The organism is Thermodesulfobacterium thermophilum DSM 1276, from assembly GCF_000421605.1.
In the GTDB taxonomy this organism is placed as follows: Bacteria; Desulfobacterota; Thermodesulfobacteria; order Thermodesulfobacteriales; family Thermodesulfobacteriaceae; genus Thermodesulfobacterium; species Thermodesulfobacterium thermophilum.
In genome coordinates this window covers 40,404-53,929 of sequence record NZ_ATXI01000009.1, presented here as the reverse complement: position 1 = coordinate 53,929, position 13,526 = coordinate 40,404, and the positions used below count along the sequence as shown (strand labels likewise).

16 protein-coding genes are annotated in these 13,526 nt (G+C 36.4%); 8 read left to right on the top strand and 8 right to left on the bottom strand.

What is annotated here, in order from left to right; all coding sequences use genetic code 11:
• Positions 1-83: 83 nt before the first annotated feature.
• From cutA to hisF, 3 genes are read left to right on the top strand one after another with little or no spacing between them, the layout of a single operon-like run.
• Positions 84-416, top strand: coding sequence for a divalent-cation tolerance protein CutA (cutA, locus tag H529_RS0105580; RefSeq protein WP_022855547.1), 333 nt, complete (start codon positions 84-86; stop codon positions 414-416).
• A 56-nt stretch (positions 417-472) separates the two neighbouring features.
• On the top strand, positions 473-676 hold the full coding sequence (locus H529_RS0105575) for an FmdB family zinc ribbon protein (RefSeq protein WP_022855546.1): 204 nt from the start codon (positions 473-475) through the stop codon (positions 674-676).
• A 55-nt stretch (positions 677-731) separates the two neighbouring features.
• Positions 732-1,511 (top strand): imidazole glycerol phosphate synthase subunit HisF, encoded by a 780-nt coding sequence (hisF, locus tag H529_RS0105570; protein ID WP_022855545.1) that lies wholly within the window; start codon positions 732-734, stop codon positions 1,509-1,511.
• On the opposite strand, the gene H529_RS10310 is transcribed toward hisF, so the two are convergent.
• The 8 genes from H529_RS10310 to H529_RS0105530 all read right to left on the bottom strand — a co-directional run bounded on the left by H529_RS10310 (position 1,501) and on the right by H529_RS0105530 (position 9,286).
• Complete coding sequence (locus H529_RS10310) at positions 1,501-2,106, bottom strand: TVP38/TMEM64 family protein (protein ID WP_022855544.1); 606 nt, start codon at positions 2,104-2,106, stop codon at positions 1,501-1,503. The two genes, hisF and H529_RS10310, sit on opposite strands and share 11 nt — an antisense overlap.
• A gap of 19 nt (positions 2,107-2,125) precedes the next feature.
• Positions 2,126-3,454, bottom strand: a complete 1,329-nt coding sequence (radA, locus tag H529_RS0105560; RefSeq protein WP_022855543.1) for a DNA repair protein RadA — start codon at positions 3,452-3,454, stop codon at positions 2,126-2,128.
• A 3-nt stretch (positions 3,455-3,457) separates the two neighbouring features.
• A complete protein-coding gene (locus tag H529_RS0105555) occupies positions 3,458-4,870 on the bottom strand; it encodes an ArnT family glycosyltransferase (protein ID WP_022855542.1) in 1,413 nt (470 codons plus the stop codon).
• On the bottom strand, positions 4,848-5,441 hold the full coding sequence (locus H529_RS0105550) for a phosphatase PAP2 family protein (protein WP_022855541.1): 594 nt from the start codon (positions 5,439-5,441) through the stop codon (positions 4,848-4,850). Before H529_RS0105550 ends, H529_RS0105555 begins: the two co-directional genes overlap by 23 nt.
• 23 nt (positions 5,442-5,464) lie before the next feature.
• Positions 5,465-6,121 (bottom strand): fructose-6-phosphate aldolase, encoded by a 657-nt coding sequence (gene fsa / locus H529_RS0105545; protein WP_022855540.1) that lies wholly within the window; start codon positions 6,119-6,121, stop codon positions 5,465-5,467.
• Positions 6,118-7,320: an argininosuccinate synthase gene (locus tag H529_RS0105540; protein WP_022855539.1), complete on the bottom strand. Its 1,203-nt coding sequence runs from the start codon at positions 7,318-7,320 to the stop codon at positions 6,118-6,120. The genes fsa and H529_RS0105540 overlap by 4 nt, the downstream gene beginning before the upstream one ends.
• Positions 7,321-7,338: 18 nt before the next feature.
• A complete protein-coding gene (locus H529_RS0105535; RefSeq protein WP_245540272.1) occupies positions 7,339-7,644 on the bottom strand; it encodes an MTH1187 family thiamine-binding protein in 306 nt (101 codons plus the stop codon).
• Between the two features lie 67 nt (positions 7,645-7,711).
• Entirely contained in the window at positions 7,712-9,286 is a 1,575-nt protein-coding gene (locus H529_RS0105530; RefSeq protein WP_022855537.1) for a radical SAM protein, read from the bottom strand.
• A 72-nt stretch (positions 9,287-9,358) separates the two neighbouring features.
• Between H529_RS0105530 and kdsA the strand changes: the two genes are divergently transcribed.
• The 5 genes from kdsA to ispH are packed head-to-tail and all read left to right on the top strand — an operon-like array spanning position 9,359 to position 13,526.
• Positions 9,359-10,183, top strand: coding sequence for a 3-deoxy-8-phosphooctulonate synthase (kdsA, locus tag H529_RS0105525; RefSeq protein ID WP_022855536.1), 825 nt, complete (start codon positions 9,359-9,361; stop codon positions 10,181-10,183).
• Positions 10,140-10,673: a KdsC family phosphatase gene (locus H529_RS0105520; protein ID WP_022855535.1), complete on the top strand. Its 534-nt coding sequence runs from the start codon at positions 10,140-10,142 to the stop codon at positions 10,671-10,673. The genes kdsA and H529_RS0105520 overlap by 44 nt, the downstream gene beginning before the upstream one ends.
• Entirely contained in the window at positions 10,640-11,119 is a 480-nt protein-coding gene (gene lptC, locus H529_RS0105515) for an LPS export ABC transporter periplasmic protein LptC (protein WP_022855534.1), read from the top strand. Before H529_RS0105520 ends, lptC begins: the two co-directional genes overlap by 34 nt.
• 17 nt (positions 11,120-11,136) lie before the next feature.
• Entirely contained in the window at positions 11,137-11,886 is a 750-nt protein-coding gene (radC, locus tag H529_RS0105510; protein ID WP_022855533.1) for a RadC family protein, read from the top strand.
• Positions 11,883-13,526: a 4-hydroxy-3-methylbut-2-enyl diphosphate reductase gene (gene ispH / locus H529_RS11470; protein WP_022855532.1), complete on the top strand. Its 1,644-nt coding sequence runs from the start codon at positions 11,883-11,885 to the stop codon at positions 13,524-13,526. Before radC ends, ispH begins: the two co-directional genes overlap by 4 nt.

Sequence of the window (13,526 nt, the reverse complement as noted above, 5' to 3'; positions counted from 1 at the left end):
CCTTTATTTTTTGGCAATTTATAACGATTAAGGTATAATTATACTTTAGCTCTTTTAGAGAGAAATTTAAACAGGAGGTAATTATGGCACAAGATAAGATTGTATTTGTTTACATAACTTTTCCCAATTCAGAGGAGGCTCAAAAAGTTGGAAGGATACTCCTTGAGAAAAGACTTTGTGGTTGTGTTAACCTTTTTACTAACATTAACTCTATGTATTGGTGGGAAGGTAAGATAGAAGTTTCTCAAGAAGCTGTTTTAATAGTAAAAACCCGCGAATCTCTTTATCCTGAGGTAGAAAAAGAGGTACTTAAAAACCATTCTTATTCTTGCCCTTGTATCGCAAAAATAGAGGTTTCTGAGGTTACCCCCTGTTTTTATAGATGGCTTTTACAAGAAACAGGGGTTGAAATTTAAAAATTTTTTATTATTTTACTGCGAAGCTAAATTTAAGGATATAGGAGGGGAAGGGTATGCCTATTTATGAATTTAGGTGTTATGATTGTGGGAGGATTTTTGAAAAACTTATTTTTAGTAAAACAGAAGAACAAGAGGTAAAATGTCCCTTTTGTGGTTCAGAAAAGGTAGAAAAGGTAGTATCTAATGTATGTGCGATGATGAAAGGGGTAGGTGATTATAAGAAGAGTTCTTGTGGAGGAGGATTTGGTTTTAGCTGAGCTTAAAAAGAGAAAAAGGCAGGTTGCCTTTTAAAAAAGTGTAAAGGGGTTTTACATGTTAAGTAAAAGAATAATCGTATGCCTTGACGTAAAGGATGGTAAAACGACTAAAGGGATAAAGTTTAAAGACAATGTAGAGGTAGGCGACCCTGTAGAGATGGCTGAAAAGTATTATCAAGAAGGGGCTGATGAAATAGTTTTTTACGATATTACTGCCAGTGCAGAACATCGAGGGATCATGATAGACGTGGTTAGAAGGACTGCTGAACGGATTTTTATTCCCTTTTCAGTGGGAGGTGGAATTAAGTCAGTCGAAGACATGAGACAGGTCTTGCTTGCAGGAGCAGAGAAGGTTTCGGTTAATACCGCGGCTGTGCTTAATCCCAAACTGATTTACGAAGGGGCTAAGGCCTTTGGTTCTCAATGTATCGTACTTGGTATGGATGTGAAAAAGGTTGAACCTTCTTCTAAAATCCCCTCTGGATATGAGGTTTGGATAAAGGGTGGAAGACAACCGATGGGAATAGATGCTGTTTGGTGGGCAAAAGAAGCAGAAAACTTAGGGGCAGGGGAGATTTGTCTTAATTCTATAGATGCAGATGGCACTAAAGAAGGTTATGAGTTAACCATTACGAGGATGATAGCAGAGGCGGTAAACATTCCGGTTATCGCCTCAGGTGGTGCAGGTCACCCTGAACATTTGTATCAGGTTCTTACCGAAGGTAAAGCTGATGCAGCGCTTATAGCCTCTATGGTTCACTATGGAATGTATACCGTGAAAGAAATCAAGGATTACTTAGCTAAAAAGGGGGTAAAGGTAAGAACTAAGTGGTAGGATCTTTTTCTAACCAACCTTCAATTCTTTTTTTAATCACCAAAAAAATTAAAAAAACTATAACAAAAGTGAAAGTTACTAAAATTATACTTTGAGGATGCCCACCGTATACTACATCCCCCTGAAGGGAAAGGGCAAAAGTGCCTGGTATTCTACCTAAAAAACATACCACCGTGAAACCTTTTAAAGAGACAGGCATAAAACCGAGTAAATAGTTTAATAAATCCTTTGGAAAGCCAGGAAAAAGATAAAGTAAAAACATCCCGGTAAGCCCATGTTTATAAAAAATTTTCTTTACCTTCAAATAGGTTGGAAATTGACAGTATTTTTTAAAAAATTTTTTTCTTAAAAACCTTGCTATATAAAAAGAAATTAAAGATCCTATCATCAAGCCTGCCATACTTAACATAAACCCATAGATCCCTCCGAAAAGAAAACCTGCAAAAAATCCTGTCACTTCTCCAGGGAGGGGGGCTATTATTACTTGTAAAGCTTGTAAAAAAACAAATAAAATACCTCCGGCTATGGGATGATTTTTTACAAAAACCCTTATTTCTTCTCTGCTATCCCAAAGGTTTATAAAATCTTCAAACATAGGATTTTATATTTTTCTACTAAAAGATTTTTTCACAAACTTCTAAAAGCTTTCTACAAGGGATTATTTCTAATGATAGGTTATGCTTAGGAAGGTTTAATCTTTCTGGAACAAAAGCTCTTTTAAACCCCTTCTTTTCTGCCTCTTTTAGCCGTAGGGCTATTTCTCTTACTGGTTTTATCTCACCGGAAAGCCCGATTTCTCCTATAAAAATAGTTTTGTCTGGAAGAGGTTTTTCTAATAAACTTGACACCAAAGACACAGCTACTGCCATGTCTGCAGAAGGGTCGGTTATCTTGAGCCCCCCGGATATTTTAACATAAATGTCTTGATTACTAAAATTGAAATTTAGTTTTTTTTCTAAGATAGCAACAAGTAAAGATAGCCTTATAGGGTCAAATCCAACTGCTGTCCTTCTTGGTAAAGCAAGAAAACTTTTGGCAACCAAGGATTGCACCTCTACCAGCAAAGGTCTGGTTCCTTCTATCACACAAAATACAGCCGCGTTTTCTTCTCCTGATAGAAAGAGGTCTTCACATTGGGAGTGAGGAACCAATCCTTTGGAGGTCATCAAAAAGACTCCGATCTCATTTACCGGACCAAAACGATTTTTAACTGCTCTTAGAATCCTAAATCCTGTTTCTTTCTCTCCCTCCAAATAAAGTACCACGTCTACCAAATGTTCTAAAACTTTTGGTCCTGCAATCAAGCCTCCTTTGGTAATATGGCCTACCACAATTGTTACCACCTCCTGTTCTTTAGCAAATCGCATAAGGAGATTCGCACACTCTCTTATTTGAGAAACCCCACCTGGAGGGCTTTCTAACTCAGGTAAAAAAACTGTTTGGATGGAGTCTACTATCAGAAGGTCAGGTTTTATGGTTTTCAACTCTTCTATTATCGTGGAAAGTTCAGTATCTCCTATAAAAAGGACTTCATCTCCCAACCCCAGTCTTTCAACCCTTAACTTAACTTGTTCAGCAGATTCTTCGGCAGATAGATAAACTATTTTTAGCCCCTTTTCTGCAAGCACACCTGCTACTTGAGTAAGAAGGGTAGATTTCCCTATTCCTGGATCTCCTCCTATAAGGATAAAAGACCCAGGCACAAATCCTCCTCCTAATACCAAATCAAGTTCGCTAAGACCTGTTAAAATCCTTGGTTTTACTTCATACTTTATGTCTGAAAGTTTTAAGACCTTTATCGGTTTATTGCTTATTCTGCTTTTGTTTTTTGGTTTTATCGAGCTTTCTTTTTCTTCTATAAAGGTATTCCATCCCCCACATTCAGGACAGCGTCCTAACCATTTAAGGCTTTTATAACCACATTCCTGACAATAGTAAGCCATGTTTTATCCTTCCTTTTCCCAAATTCCTTTCCAGATAAAAAACTCTTTATAAGTTTTTTGAGATATTTTAACCCGAACTTCACCAAGTTTAACAGGGTTTCTAAGGTTTTTAGGAGGGATAGGGTTCTTTTGGATAAAGATAACCTCTTTTCCTGATAAATCTGAGTCTTTTCTCCATAGATGGTATTGATTTTGTGGGTAAGGGTGCTTTTGTACTACATAAATGTTTTCTGGATGAGACTTTAGATAAAAAGCTAAAGAGGAAGCTATATCTCGATAAGAGACAACGATAGGAGTTTTCCCATCATAAAAGGTCTCAACATAAGAGGCAAGTTCTCTCCATCCTATAAATTTCTTTAAAAGGTCTCGGGTAAACTCTGGAAATCGGTCAAAAAAGGCTCCAAATGACAAGGCCAGTATAAGGAAACAAATACCATAAAGGAGGTTAAACCTGAGAAAAGTGATAAATTTAGGAAAAGGAGGGGTATAAACTACCCAGATTAGTCCTGAAACCATAAAAGGTAAGATCCAGTTTGCGTTTATTTCTACCATAAAAGAAAGCCCCAGGAATAATAAAGACGGAAGCCCAAGAAAATAAATAAAATCTCTGGTTTTGTATATCTCATCTTTTAAGTTTTTTAGTGCCATGAGTATAAAACCTAAAGCTAAAGGGGTATAAAGTAGTAAGGTCTCAAGAATTGTTTTTAGTCCCTTGGATAACTCTATCCCGGTTCTTGAAAAATGTTCCTCTGTATGTTTAAACATAACAAAACCATTTATCCAGTTCCAGTAAAGATTGGGTAGAATCATCAAGAAAGGTAATCCAAACATAAGAAAAGTTACAGGTTTTTTTAAGGCAGGTCTTTTAAACCATAGGATATATCCTATGGCAATCGCTATAAAACCCAACATCGTCTGTTTGGTAAGAAGACCTAAGCCCATAAAAAGACCAGCCAAGAAAGCGTGTCTTACCTTTAGCGTTTCTAGATAATTTATAAAAAAATAGGTAGCTCCAGTCCAAAAAAGTATAAGAGGAGGGTCTATGGTCATGATAAAACTGTATACAGTAAGTAAAGGGATTAAGCTAAGACAGATTAGACCTAAAAAAAGTTCTTTTTCATAAGGAATGCGTTTTTTTAGGATTAGATAAAAAAACAAGGTGGTAAAGGTAATAGAAAAAAGTGCAGGTAACCGGACTGCCCATTCATAATTTCCAAAAAAACCAGTTGAAATCTTAATTAACCATGCAACCATCGGTGGTTTACTGTAGTATCCCCAAGCAAGATTTCTTGACCAGTCCCAATAATAAGACTCGTCATAAGAAAGAGGGAGGTCTAAAAGTAGGAGATATAAAAGTTTTATCAAAAACAAAGAGAATAAGAAGAAAAGTGGTTTAAGCAGAAAGTTTTTTTTCATGTCTTAATTTTTTAAGAAGGGTTTTTACCAAAAGATAAAACGTCCATCCCCAAAAACCACCCCAGAAAAAACCAAACAGCACATCAAAGGGATAATGGTGCCCAAGGTATATCCTTGACCAACCTACCAACAACATAAACAATATCCAGCCCCAGGCAAAAGGAGGATAAAAAAGACTTAAGTAAATGGAAGCAAAAGAGACATTTGAAGCATGATTTGAAGGAAAACTGTAGGAAGTTTCTTTTTTTAAAGGTTGGTTAAGGTAACGATGTTTTTGATCAGAGTAATAATAAAGGTTTTCCTGAGATACAAAAGGCCTTGGTCTTTGGAAATAAGGCTTAAGAATTTTAGCACAACTAAAATCTACCCATACATACCCTAAGATTAAAAAAATCCAGATTATCAAACTTTGTAATAAAGTTTTCTTTTTAAGGATAAGCCATCCAGACGTAACAAAAAAGACATAAATAAGGTCTGGATGGCTAAAATAAGGTAAGGTTAAATCTAATAACCTATGTCTAAATTGGTTGATAACATAAAATAATTTGAGGTCTAACTCACATAAAAACAAGGCAACCCTTAAAACTCAGTCTTTTACAGGATAGAAATATTAGCTTTTTTAGCATCCTCTAAAAATTTAGCAAGACCTATGTCTGTGAGAGGATGCTTAAACATCTGTTCTATTACTTTAAAGGGAATGGTAGCAATGTCTACCCCTAAAAGAGCACATTTTCTTACATGATCTAAATGACGTATACTTGCAGCGATGATTTCAGTTTCAAACCCATAAGCTGCATAAATCTGAATAATTTCTTCCAGGACAGATATTCCATCATAGGAGATGTCATCTATTCTTCCTACAAAGGGAGAAACAAAGGTGGCTCCTGCTTTGGCAGCAATAAGAGCTTGCATAGGACTAAAAACTAAGGTAACATTTGTAGGAATTTGCTCTGCAGCTAAGGCTTGGACAGCTTTTATTCCATCCACAGTAAAGGGGATTTTAATAACTACATTATTTCCCATCTTAGCCAGTTCTTTCGCTTCCTTAACCATGCCCTCAGAGTCAGTAGCTAAAACCTCTAAAGAAACAGGCAAATCTGGGACTTCCTTTAAAATCTCAAGGGCAGCTTCTTTCCAAGGTTTCCCTGTTTGAGAAAGAAGGGTAGGGTTGGTAGTTACTCCGTCAAGGATACCCCATTCTTTAACCTTTCTGATTTCTTCGATCTTAGCGGTGTCAACAAAGATTTTCATGCTTCCTCCTCCTTCGATAGGTTGTAAATTTTTAATCTCAATCCTTGAAGTCTTATAAAACCTTCTGCGTCCTTAGGATTGTATCCTTCTTTTTCTTCAAAACTTACCAAACGTTTTTTATATAAGCTGTTAGGACTTTTCCTCCCTGCTATCATTACATTCCCTTTATAAAGTTTAACTCTTATCGTTCCAGAAACCCTTTCTTGAGTTTGTTCTACCATGGTTTTCAACGCCTGAAACTCAGGACTAAACCAAAAACCATAATATATCATTTCTGCTATCTTAGGCATAAGACTATCTTTAAGCCTCATTACTTCTCTATCAAGGGTAATCTGTTCTAAAGCTCTATGGGCTATGTGTAAGATGGTTCCTCCTGGGGTTTCGTAAATGCCTCTGCTTTTAAGTCCAACAAACCGGTTTTCTACCATATCGATTCTGCCAATCCCATGTCTTCCTCCTATTTCATTGAGTCTCTTTAGAAGGTTGGCAGGGCTTAATTTTTCTCCGTTAACTGCTATCGGTTCTCCTCTTTCAAACTCTATCTCGATATATTCTGGTTTATCAGGTGCCTTTTCAGGAGATACCGTCATAAGAAACATATCTTCTGGTGGCTCAGTCCACAGGTCTTCTAAAATACCTCCTTCATAGCTTATATGGAAAAGGTTGGCATCGATGCTATAAGGTTTTTCTGGGGTTACTGGAATTGGGATACCATGTTTTTGGGCGTAAGCAATCAGGTCTTGCCTTCCTTTAAAATCCCATTCTCTCCAGGGTGCAATCACTTTAAGATGAGGAGCTAAGGCGGAAAAAGTAAGTTCAAACCTTACTTGATCGTTTCCCTTTCCTGTTGCTCCATGGGCTACGGCATCAGCCCCTTCTTCAAGGGCAATCTTTATCTGTTCTTTAGCAATCAGTGGACGAGCAAGAGAGGTTCCCATTAGATACCAGTCTTCATATCTTGCTCCAGCCTTTATGGCAAAAAATACATACTCTTTTACAAATTCCTCTTTAAGGTCCCTTATGATAACCTTTTCAGCTCCACAACTAAGTCCTTTTTGTTTAATCTCTTCCCAGTCTTCTTCTTGTCCAAGGTCTGCACAAAAAGCAATCACCGGACATTGATACCTTTCTATAAGCCATTTTAAAATTACTGAAGTATCAAGGCCACCAGAATAAGCTAAGACAATTTTCTTAGGCATCTGAGAAAGACCTCCTTCTTAGACAGTACTTAAAGGTTCGTTGATCTTCTTTTGTACCGATTCGACTTTTCCTTTGATACGACCTGATTTGCCTTTTCTGTAGTCGATTTTTATGTTAACGATGATCCTGTTGCAATCTACTTCCAAAGCTTTGAAACACTCTTCGGCAAGCTTCAAAGCCTCTTCTATCGATTCTGTTTCTACCACCGTTTCCATAGGAGTAACTACATAAGGATAGTTATACTCTTTTATTGTCTTTACAGCCCGAGCTACAAAACTACTTAAACTTTCTCCCTTATCTACCGGAAAGATGCTTATCGCCATCAACACACTCATGATTAAAAATCATTTTACCACAGGTTTTTGAGATAGCAACTCAATCTGTTTGCTTTTAGCAGGCTCCACAGAGTTTACATTTCCCAGGATGGCAAAAACCAGTTAGTTTTAAGTTTTTTGCCTTTTGCCATTCATTCCATAGGAACTCTTTCTTTACCCCTAACTCAATCTTATCCCATGGGAATTCTGTCTCTAACGAATCTTGTGGACATAAACTTTCTAAAACCTTAGGCATACTTTTTATAACCTTTTTTAGATTTTGACCTTGAGCTAAACTAATTAAAAAATCTTTTAATTCTTTGCTACCTCGGGCTATCAAAGTTTGTAAAAGTGCTTCCTCTGGAGGTTCAACCTTTAGGTTTTTAACATGCCCTAATTCTTTTTTTATCCATTTCTCTTTTTCTTTTAAATTTTTTAAATCTGAAAGTTCTGCCCATTGGAAGGGGGTATGAGGTTTAGGAACAAAGAAAGAAAAGGTAAAAGAAAGATTAAGGTTGTATCTTCGTGCGAGTATCTTTTTTATAAATTTCACCGTTTCTTCTAAATCCTCTTGGGTTTCAAAGGGTAATCCTAACATAAAATAAAATTTTATGTTTTTTAAACCCCTTTGCTGGAATTTTTCTAACACCTCAAAGATTTCTTCGTGGGGTAGGTTTTTGTTGATAACTTTTTTAAGTTTTTGAGACCCTGTCTCAGGTGCAATGGCAACACTTTTTGTTCCTTTTAAAAGTTCTAAAAAATCTTCGTTTAAAGCATCTATCCTAAGAGAAGAAAAGGTAAGGATACAACTTTTTTCTAAAAGTTTTTTTCCAAACTCAAGGATTTCTTGTTTATTAGCAAATTCAAGCCCCACTAAACCAACTTTAGAGTTTTCTGGTATGTTTTCGAGTACGTCAGATAGAGATTTTTCTGGATAACCTCTGGGAGGACGATATATAAAACCTGCTGCACAAAATCTACAACCTCTCCCACAACCTTTGGCTACTTCTATGAGATAGGTTTCAGAAAATATTGCTTTTTGACTGATAAGATCTGAATAGACCACCTTTTCTGGTTTTTTTATTTTGGCTACTTTTATTTTCTTCTGGTCAGAGGACAAAGGAAGGTAAACAAAGTCTAAAGTGCTTAATTTTTCAAGAAGTAATTTTTTGTCGTTAGAATGTTCTATAAAAATAGGAACTACATGTTTTTCTATTTCTTCCCATTCTCCAAGTAAAAAAGCATCAACAAAAGAAGCGATTGGCTCTGGATTTAACCAAGTAGCCACTCCTCCTGCTAACACAGGTTGTGTCCTTTGAGTAGGGTTTAACCCAAGTTCTCCTTTTTGTAAGATTTTTACCACGTTTATATAGTCTACTTCAAAGGGTATGGAAAAAAGTACAAGGTTAAAATCTTTAAGAGGACGAGAACTTTCAATAGACCTTATTTTTTCATCTTTTTCTGGTAAAAAAACCCGTTCGCATACTATTTCTTGATAAAAGTTGAGTCTTTGATATACATAAAGAAATCCTAAGTTAGACATACCAACCTGATAATGATTAGGAAATACTAAAGCTATAGAAATTCTTCCTGTCCATTTTTTACGGAAAAAGTTTTTTTCAAACCTTGTATAGTCCATAAGATTTTTCATAGGGTTGCAAGTATGTCAAATTGATTATAAAATACTTTTTAAAAAATTGAATTTCTAAGAAAGGTAATGGTTATGAAGAACAGGTTTTTAATCATAGCAGGGCCCTGTGTTTTAGAAGACCTTGAGTTGACCCTTTACATAGCCAAGGAGCTTAAAGATCTTCTTACTAAGTATGATTTTGAGTTTGTGTTTAAGGCCTCTTTTGATAAGGCTAACAGGACCTCTATTTTTTCCTACCGAGGACCTGGGCTTGAAAAAGGTCTTGCCTGGTTATACGAGGTAAAAACCCAAATAGGAGTTCCTGTTACTACCGATGTACATGAAACCTGGCAGGTTAAACCTGTAGCTGAGGTAGTGGATGTTATTCAGATTCCAGCCTTTCTCTGTAGACAAACTGACCTGATAGTGGAAGCAGCAAAAACTGGAAAAGTGGTCAACATCAAAAAAGGTCAGTTTGTTTCGCCCTGGGATATGAAATACGCAGTAGAAAAGGCTAAGCAGTTTACTTCTCAAGAGGTATGGACTACCGAACGAGGCTATACCTTTGGGTACAGAAACCTGGTGGTAGATTTTAGAGGTATTCCTATAATGCAGAGATTTAGTGATAAGGTTATTTTTGACGCTACCCACAGCGTTCAGCTTCCTGGAGGAGGGGAAGGTAAATCTGGAGGGGAAAGAGAGTTTATCCCTTATTTGATGAGGGCTTCAGTAGCAGTAGGAGTAGATGGGATTTTTATGGAGGTTCATCCAGAGCCGGAAAAAGCCCTTTGTGATGGAGCCAATTCTTTACCTCTTAGTTGGTTAGATCCTCTACTTTCTCAAATTAGAGACTTAAGAGAGGTGTTAAAAAAACATGGACTTTCCTCAAGAAATTCTGCAAAAAGCGAAGAAAATTAAGTTGCTTTTGTTAGATGTAGACGGTGTGCTTACCGATGGAAGGATCATCCTTACCAGCGAAGGGGAAGAGGTTAAACATTTTAACGTACTTGACGGAATGGGGATAAAACTTTTACAAAAAATTGGGGTTGAAGTAGCCATCCTTTCAAGCAGGTTTTCTCAAGTTACCCAGCACAGAGCCAAAGAGTTAGGTATCCTCTTTGTCTCTCAAGGAGAATTAACTAAACTCAAGATATATGAGAAGATCAAACAAGAAAAAGGTCTTGAAGACGAAGAAATCGCCTATGTGGGAGATGATTGGATAGATCTTCCTGTGTTTAAAAGGGTAGGATTAGCTATAGGAGTTCCTAACGGATGGCCTCCGGTAAACGAGTATGTCCATTACATAACAAAGCTCCCTGGAGGGAAAGGGGCTGTAAGGGAGGTCTGTGACCTCATTTTAAAGGCTAAGGGAAAATGGGAAGAGGCGTTGCAATTTTATCTATCTTAGTTTTGTTTTTAGTTTCTCCTTCCTTATCCAAAGATTTTCGTATGGTAGCCAAAGATTTGGAGTACAGTTTTTACAGTAAAGAAGGACTTCTTTGGAAGCTTAAAGCATCTTTCTTTAAACGTGATAAAGAAGGTACTTTTTGGGCAGAGGGTTTAACTTTAATCAGTCCATCCAAAGGAATTAACGTCTCTTCTCAGAGAGGTTATTACTATCCCAAAGAGGATAAAATGGTTTTTCAAGGCAATGTAAAATTGGTTACTGAAAACCATGGAGAAGTATATACCGAAGAGTTGATATTTTTCCCTAAAAAGAACTATCTTTTTACGGAAAGAGAGGTTTTAGTAAAACAAAAGGGCATGTTAGTTAGGGGAAAGGGTATGACCTATCATATAAAAGAAGGGAATTTTCAGGTTCACGGAAGGGCTCAATTTCAGATGAGTTTTTAACCTGATTATTTTCTAACATGTCTGAAAAGAGATATTCTCAGAAAATTTTGATAGAGGCTTATGAAAAGGCAAAAGGACACAGATCCAGGGTAAAAGAACGTTTTCTTAAAGAAGGGCCAAAAAGTTTTACCGACGAAGACTTGCTTGAGCTTCTCTTGATGTTTAGCCTTCCTTACAGAGATACCAGAAAACTTGCAAGAGCTCTTTTAGAGCAATATAAGACTTTAGACCAAGTACTTGATGCTCCTTTAGAAGAACTTAAAAAGTTTAAGGGACTTAAGGAAAAAGCTATTTTACCTTTAAAGGTTATCCATGAGGTTGCTCGAAGGTATCTTCAGAATAGGGCGACAAAGTCAGAATATCTAAGGTCTCCACAAGAGGTATATGAATATCTCAAGTATGAAATGCAAAATTTGGACCGAGAGGTTTTAAAAGTTCTTTTTCTTGATGCTAAGTCTAAGTTTTTAGGAGGAGAAACCCTTTTTGAAGGAACTCTACATGAAAGCGCGGTATATCCAAGAGAAATCTTTAAAAAAGCGCTGGAGAAAAAGGCCCTTTCCATAGTGTTAGTGCATAACCATCCTTCTGGAGATCCTACCCCTTCTAAAGAAGATTTAATGCTTACTAAAAGACTGGTTTTGGCAGGAGACCTTCTTCAGATTAAAGTGCTTGATCATGTTATCGTAGGTAAAAATGGATACTACAGTATGGCTGAAAAAGGAGATATAGAGAGGTTAAAGGCAGAGATAAGGAGAGAAATCTTATGAAGATAAAAATCGCTAAGAAAGCTGGGTTTTGCATGGGTGTAAGAAGGGCGGTAAATTTAGTATTAAAGGCTTTAAACGAGAAAGAATCATATATTTATACTTACGGACCACTAATCCATAATCCTCAGACCTTAAAACTTCTTGATATTTTTGGAGTACAGGTGTTAAAAGACCCTAACGAAAACCTTCCCTCAGGGGTAGTAATTATTCGTGCTCATGGGGTGCCTCCAAAGGAATATAAAGTGTTGGCAGAAAAACATAAGGTTATAGATGGTACTTGTCCAAGGGTTCTTAAGGTTCAGGCCTTGGCTAAAAAAGCTGTATCAGAGGGAAAAGAGGTAGTGATCATAGGAGATAAAGATCATGCAGAAGTTAAGGGTATTCTTGGTTATTGTGAAGGTAAAGGATATGTGGTTTCCTCAGAAGAAGACGTTGTAAACCTTCCCCCTTTTAAAGATTATGTCATCCTCTCTCAAACTACCCAAGACGAAAAACTGTTTAACCATCTTTCTAAAAGGATAACGTCTCTTTATCCTAACGGAAAGATCATCAATACCATCTGTAATGCTACAGCAGTCAGACAAAACGAGGTTAGAAAACTTTGTGAGGAATGTTCAGCTATCGTGGTTATAGGTGGAAAGTTTAGTGCAAACACCAACCGTTTAGCAGACGTAGCTAAAAAAGAAAATAAAGATGTTTTTCTTGTCGAAAGTCCTGAAGAACTTTCTTGGGAAGATTTAAAGAAACACAAAACAGTAGGTATAACCGCAGGAGCCTCAACACCAAACTGGTTAATCAATGAGGTAGTCGATTTTTTAAAAAATAGAACTTCTTTTTTTTATAAGTTTTTAAAAGCTATGTGTTTTTCTTCGGCTACCTGGTCGTTAACCCTATTTTTAATTTTTCTTGGGCTGTTGTTAGGGATTAACCATCCTTTAAACTCTAAGTTTTCTTATCTTCTTTTATGGTTTTTAAGTTTTAGCCTTTTTAGAAACCTTTTAAACCAGAGTCTTTTAAAAGAAAGTTTTAAGTTTTTCCTTCCGATAAAACACAGGTTTCTTTCTCAAAATCAAAAAAAACTTTTGTTTTTTGCTGTGCTAACGGGTTTTTTTACCTTAATAACCGCTTTTCTTTATAAACCAAGGATAATAAGTTTGGTGATAGCACTTTTGTTGATTGACTTTCTTACCTATCGAAGTGCATTAACCTTTTTTTGGGAGATACTTTTCTTGTCAGCCCTTTCTCTTTATCTATATCCCTTTTGGACTTTTAGTTTTGGAGTCGTTTTTTTGCAAGCTGTTCTTGTGATTTTATACCTAAAACTTTATTTAGAGATCGTTTACTTTCAGACAGATGGCTTTTTGCCGAAAAATTTTTTGCTTTCTACCTTTTCGTATGAGCCTAAAATTTTCTTTAAAATTTTGAACTTAACTATCTTAATAGGACTATTGATAACCAGCTTAACAACTCTTTTTCATTACAAATTTGGAGTATTCTTTTTGGTTTGGGGAGTAGCTTATTTTCTTGGTTTAGTAGTTAAAAAGAGACCTCTTGGGCAGGTAGTATACTTAGAAACCTTAGTTTTTATAGTTTCTTTAGCTTTTTTAGCGTGTGGTTTTTTTGTTAGAAGTTTAGGGTAG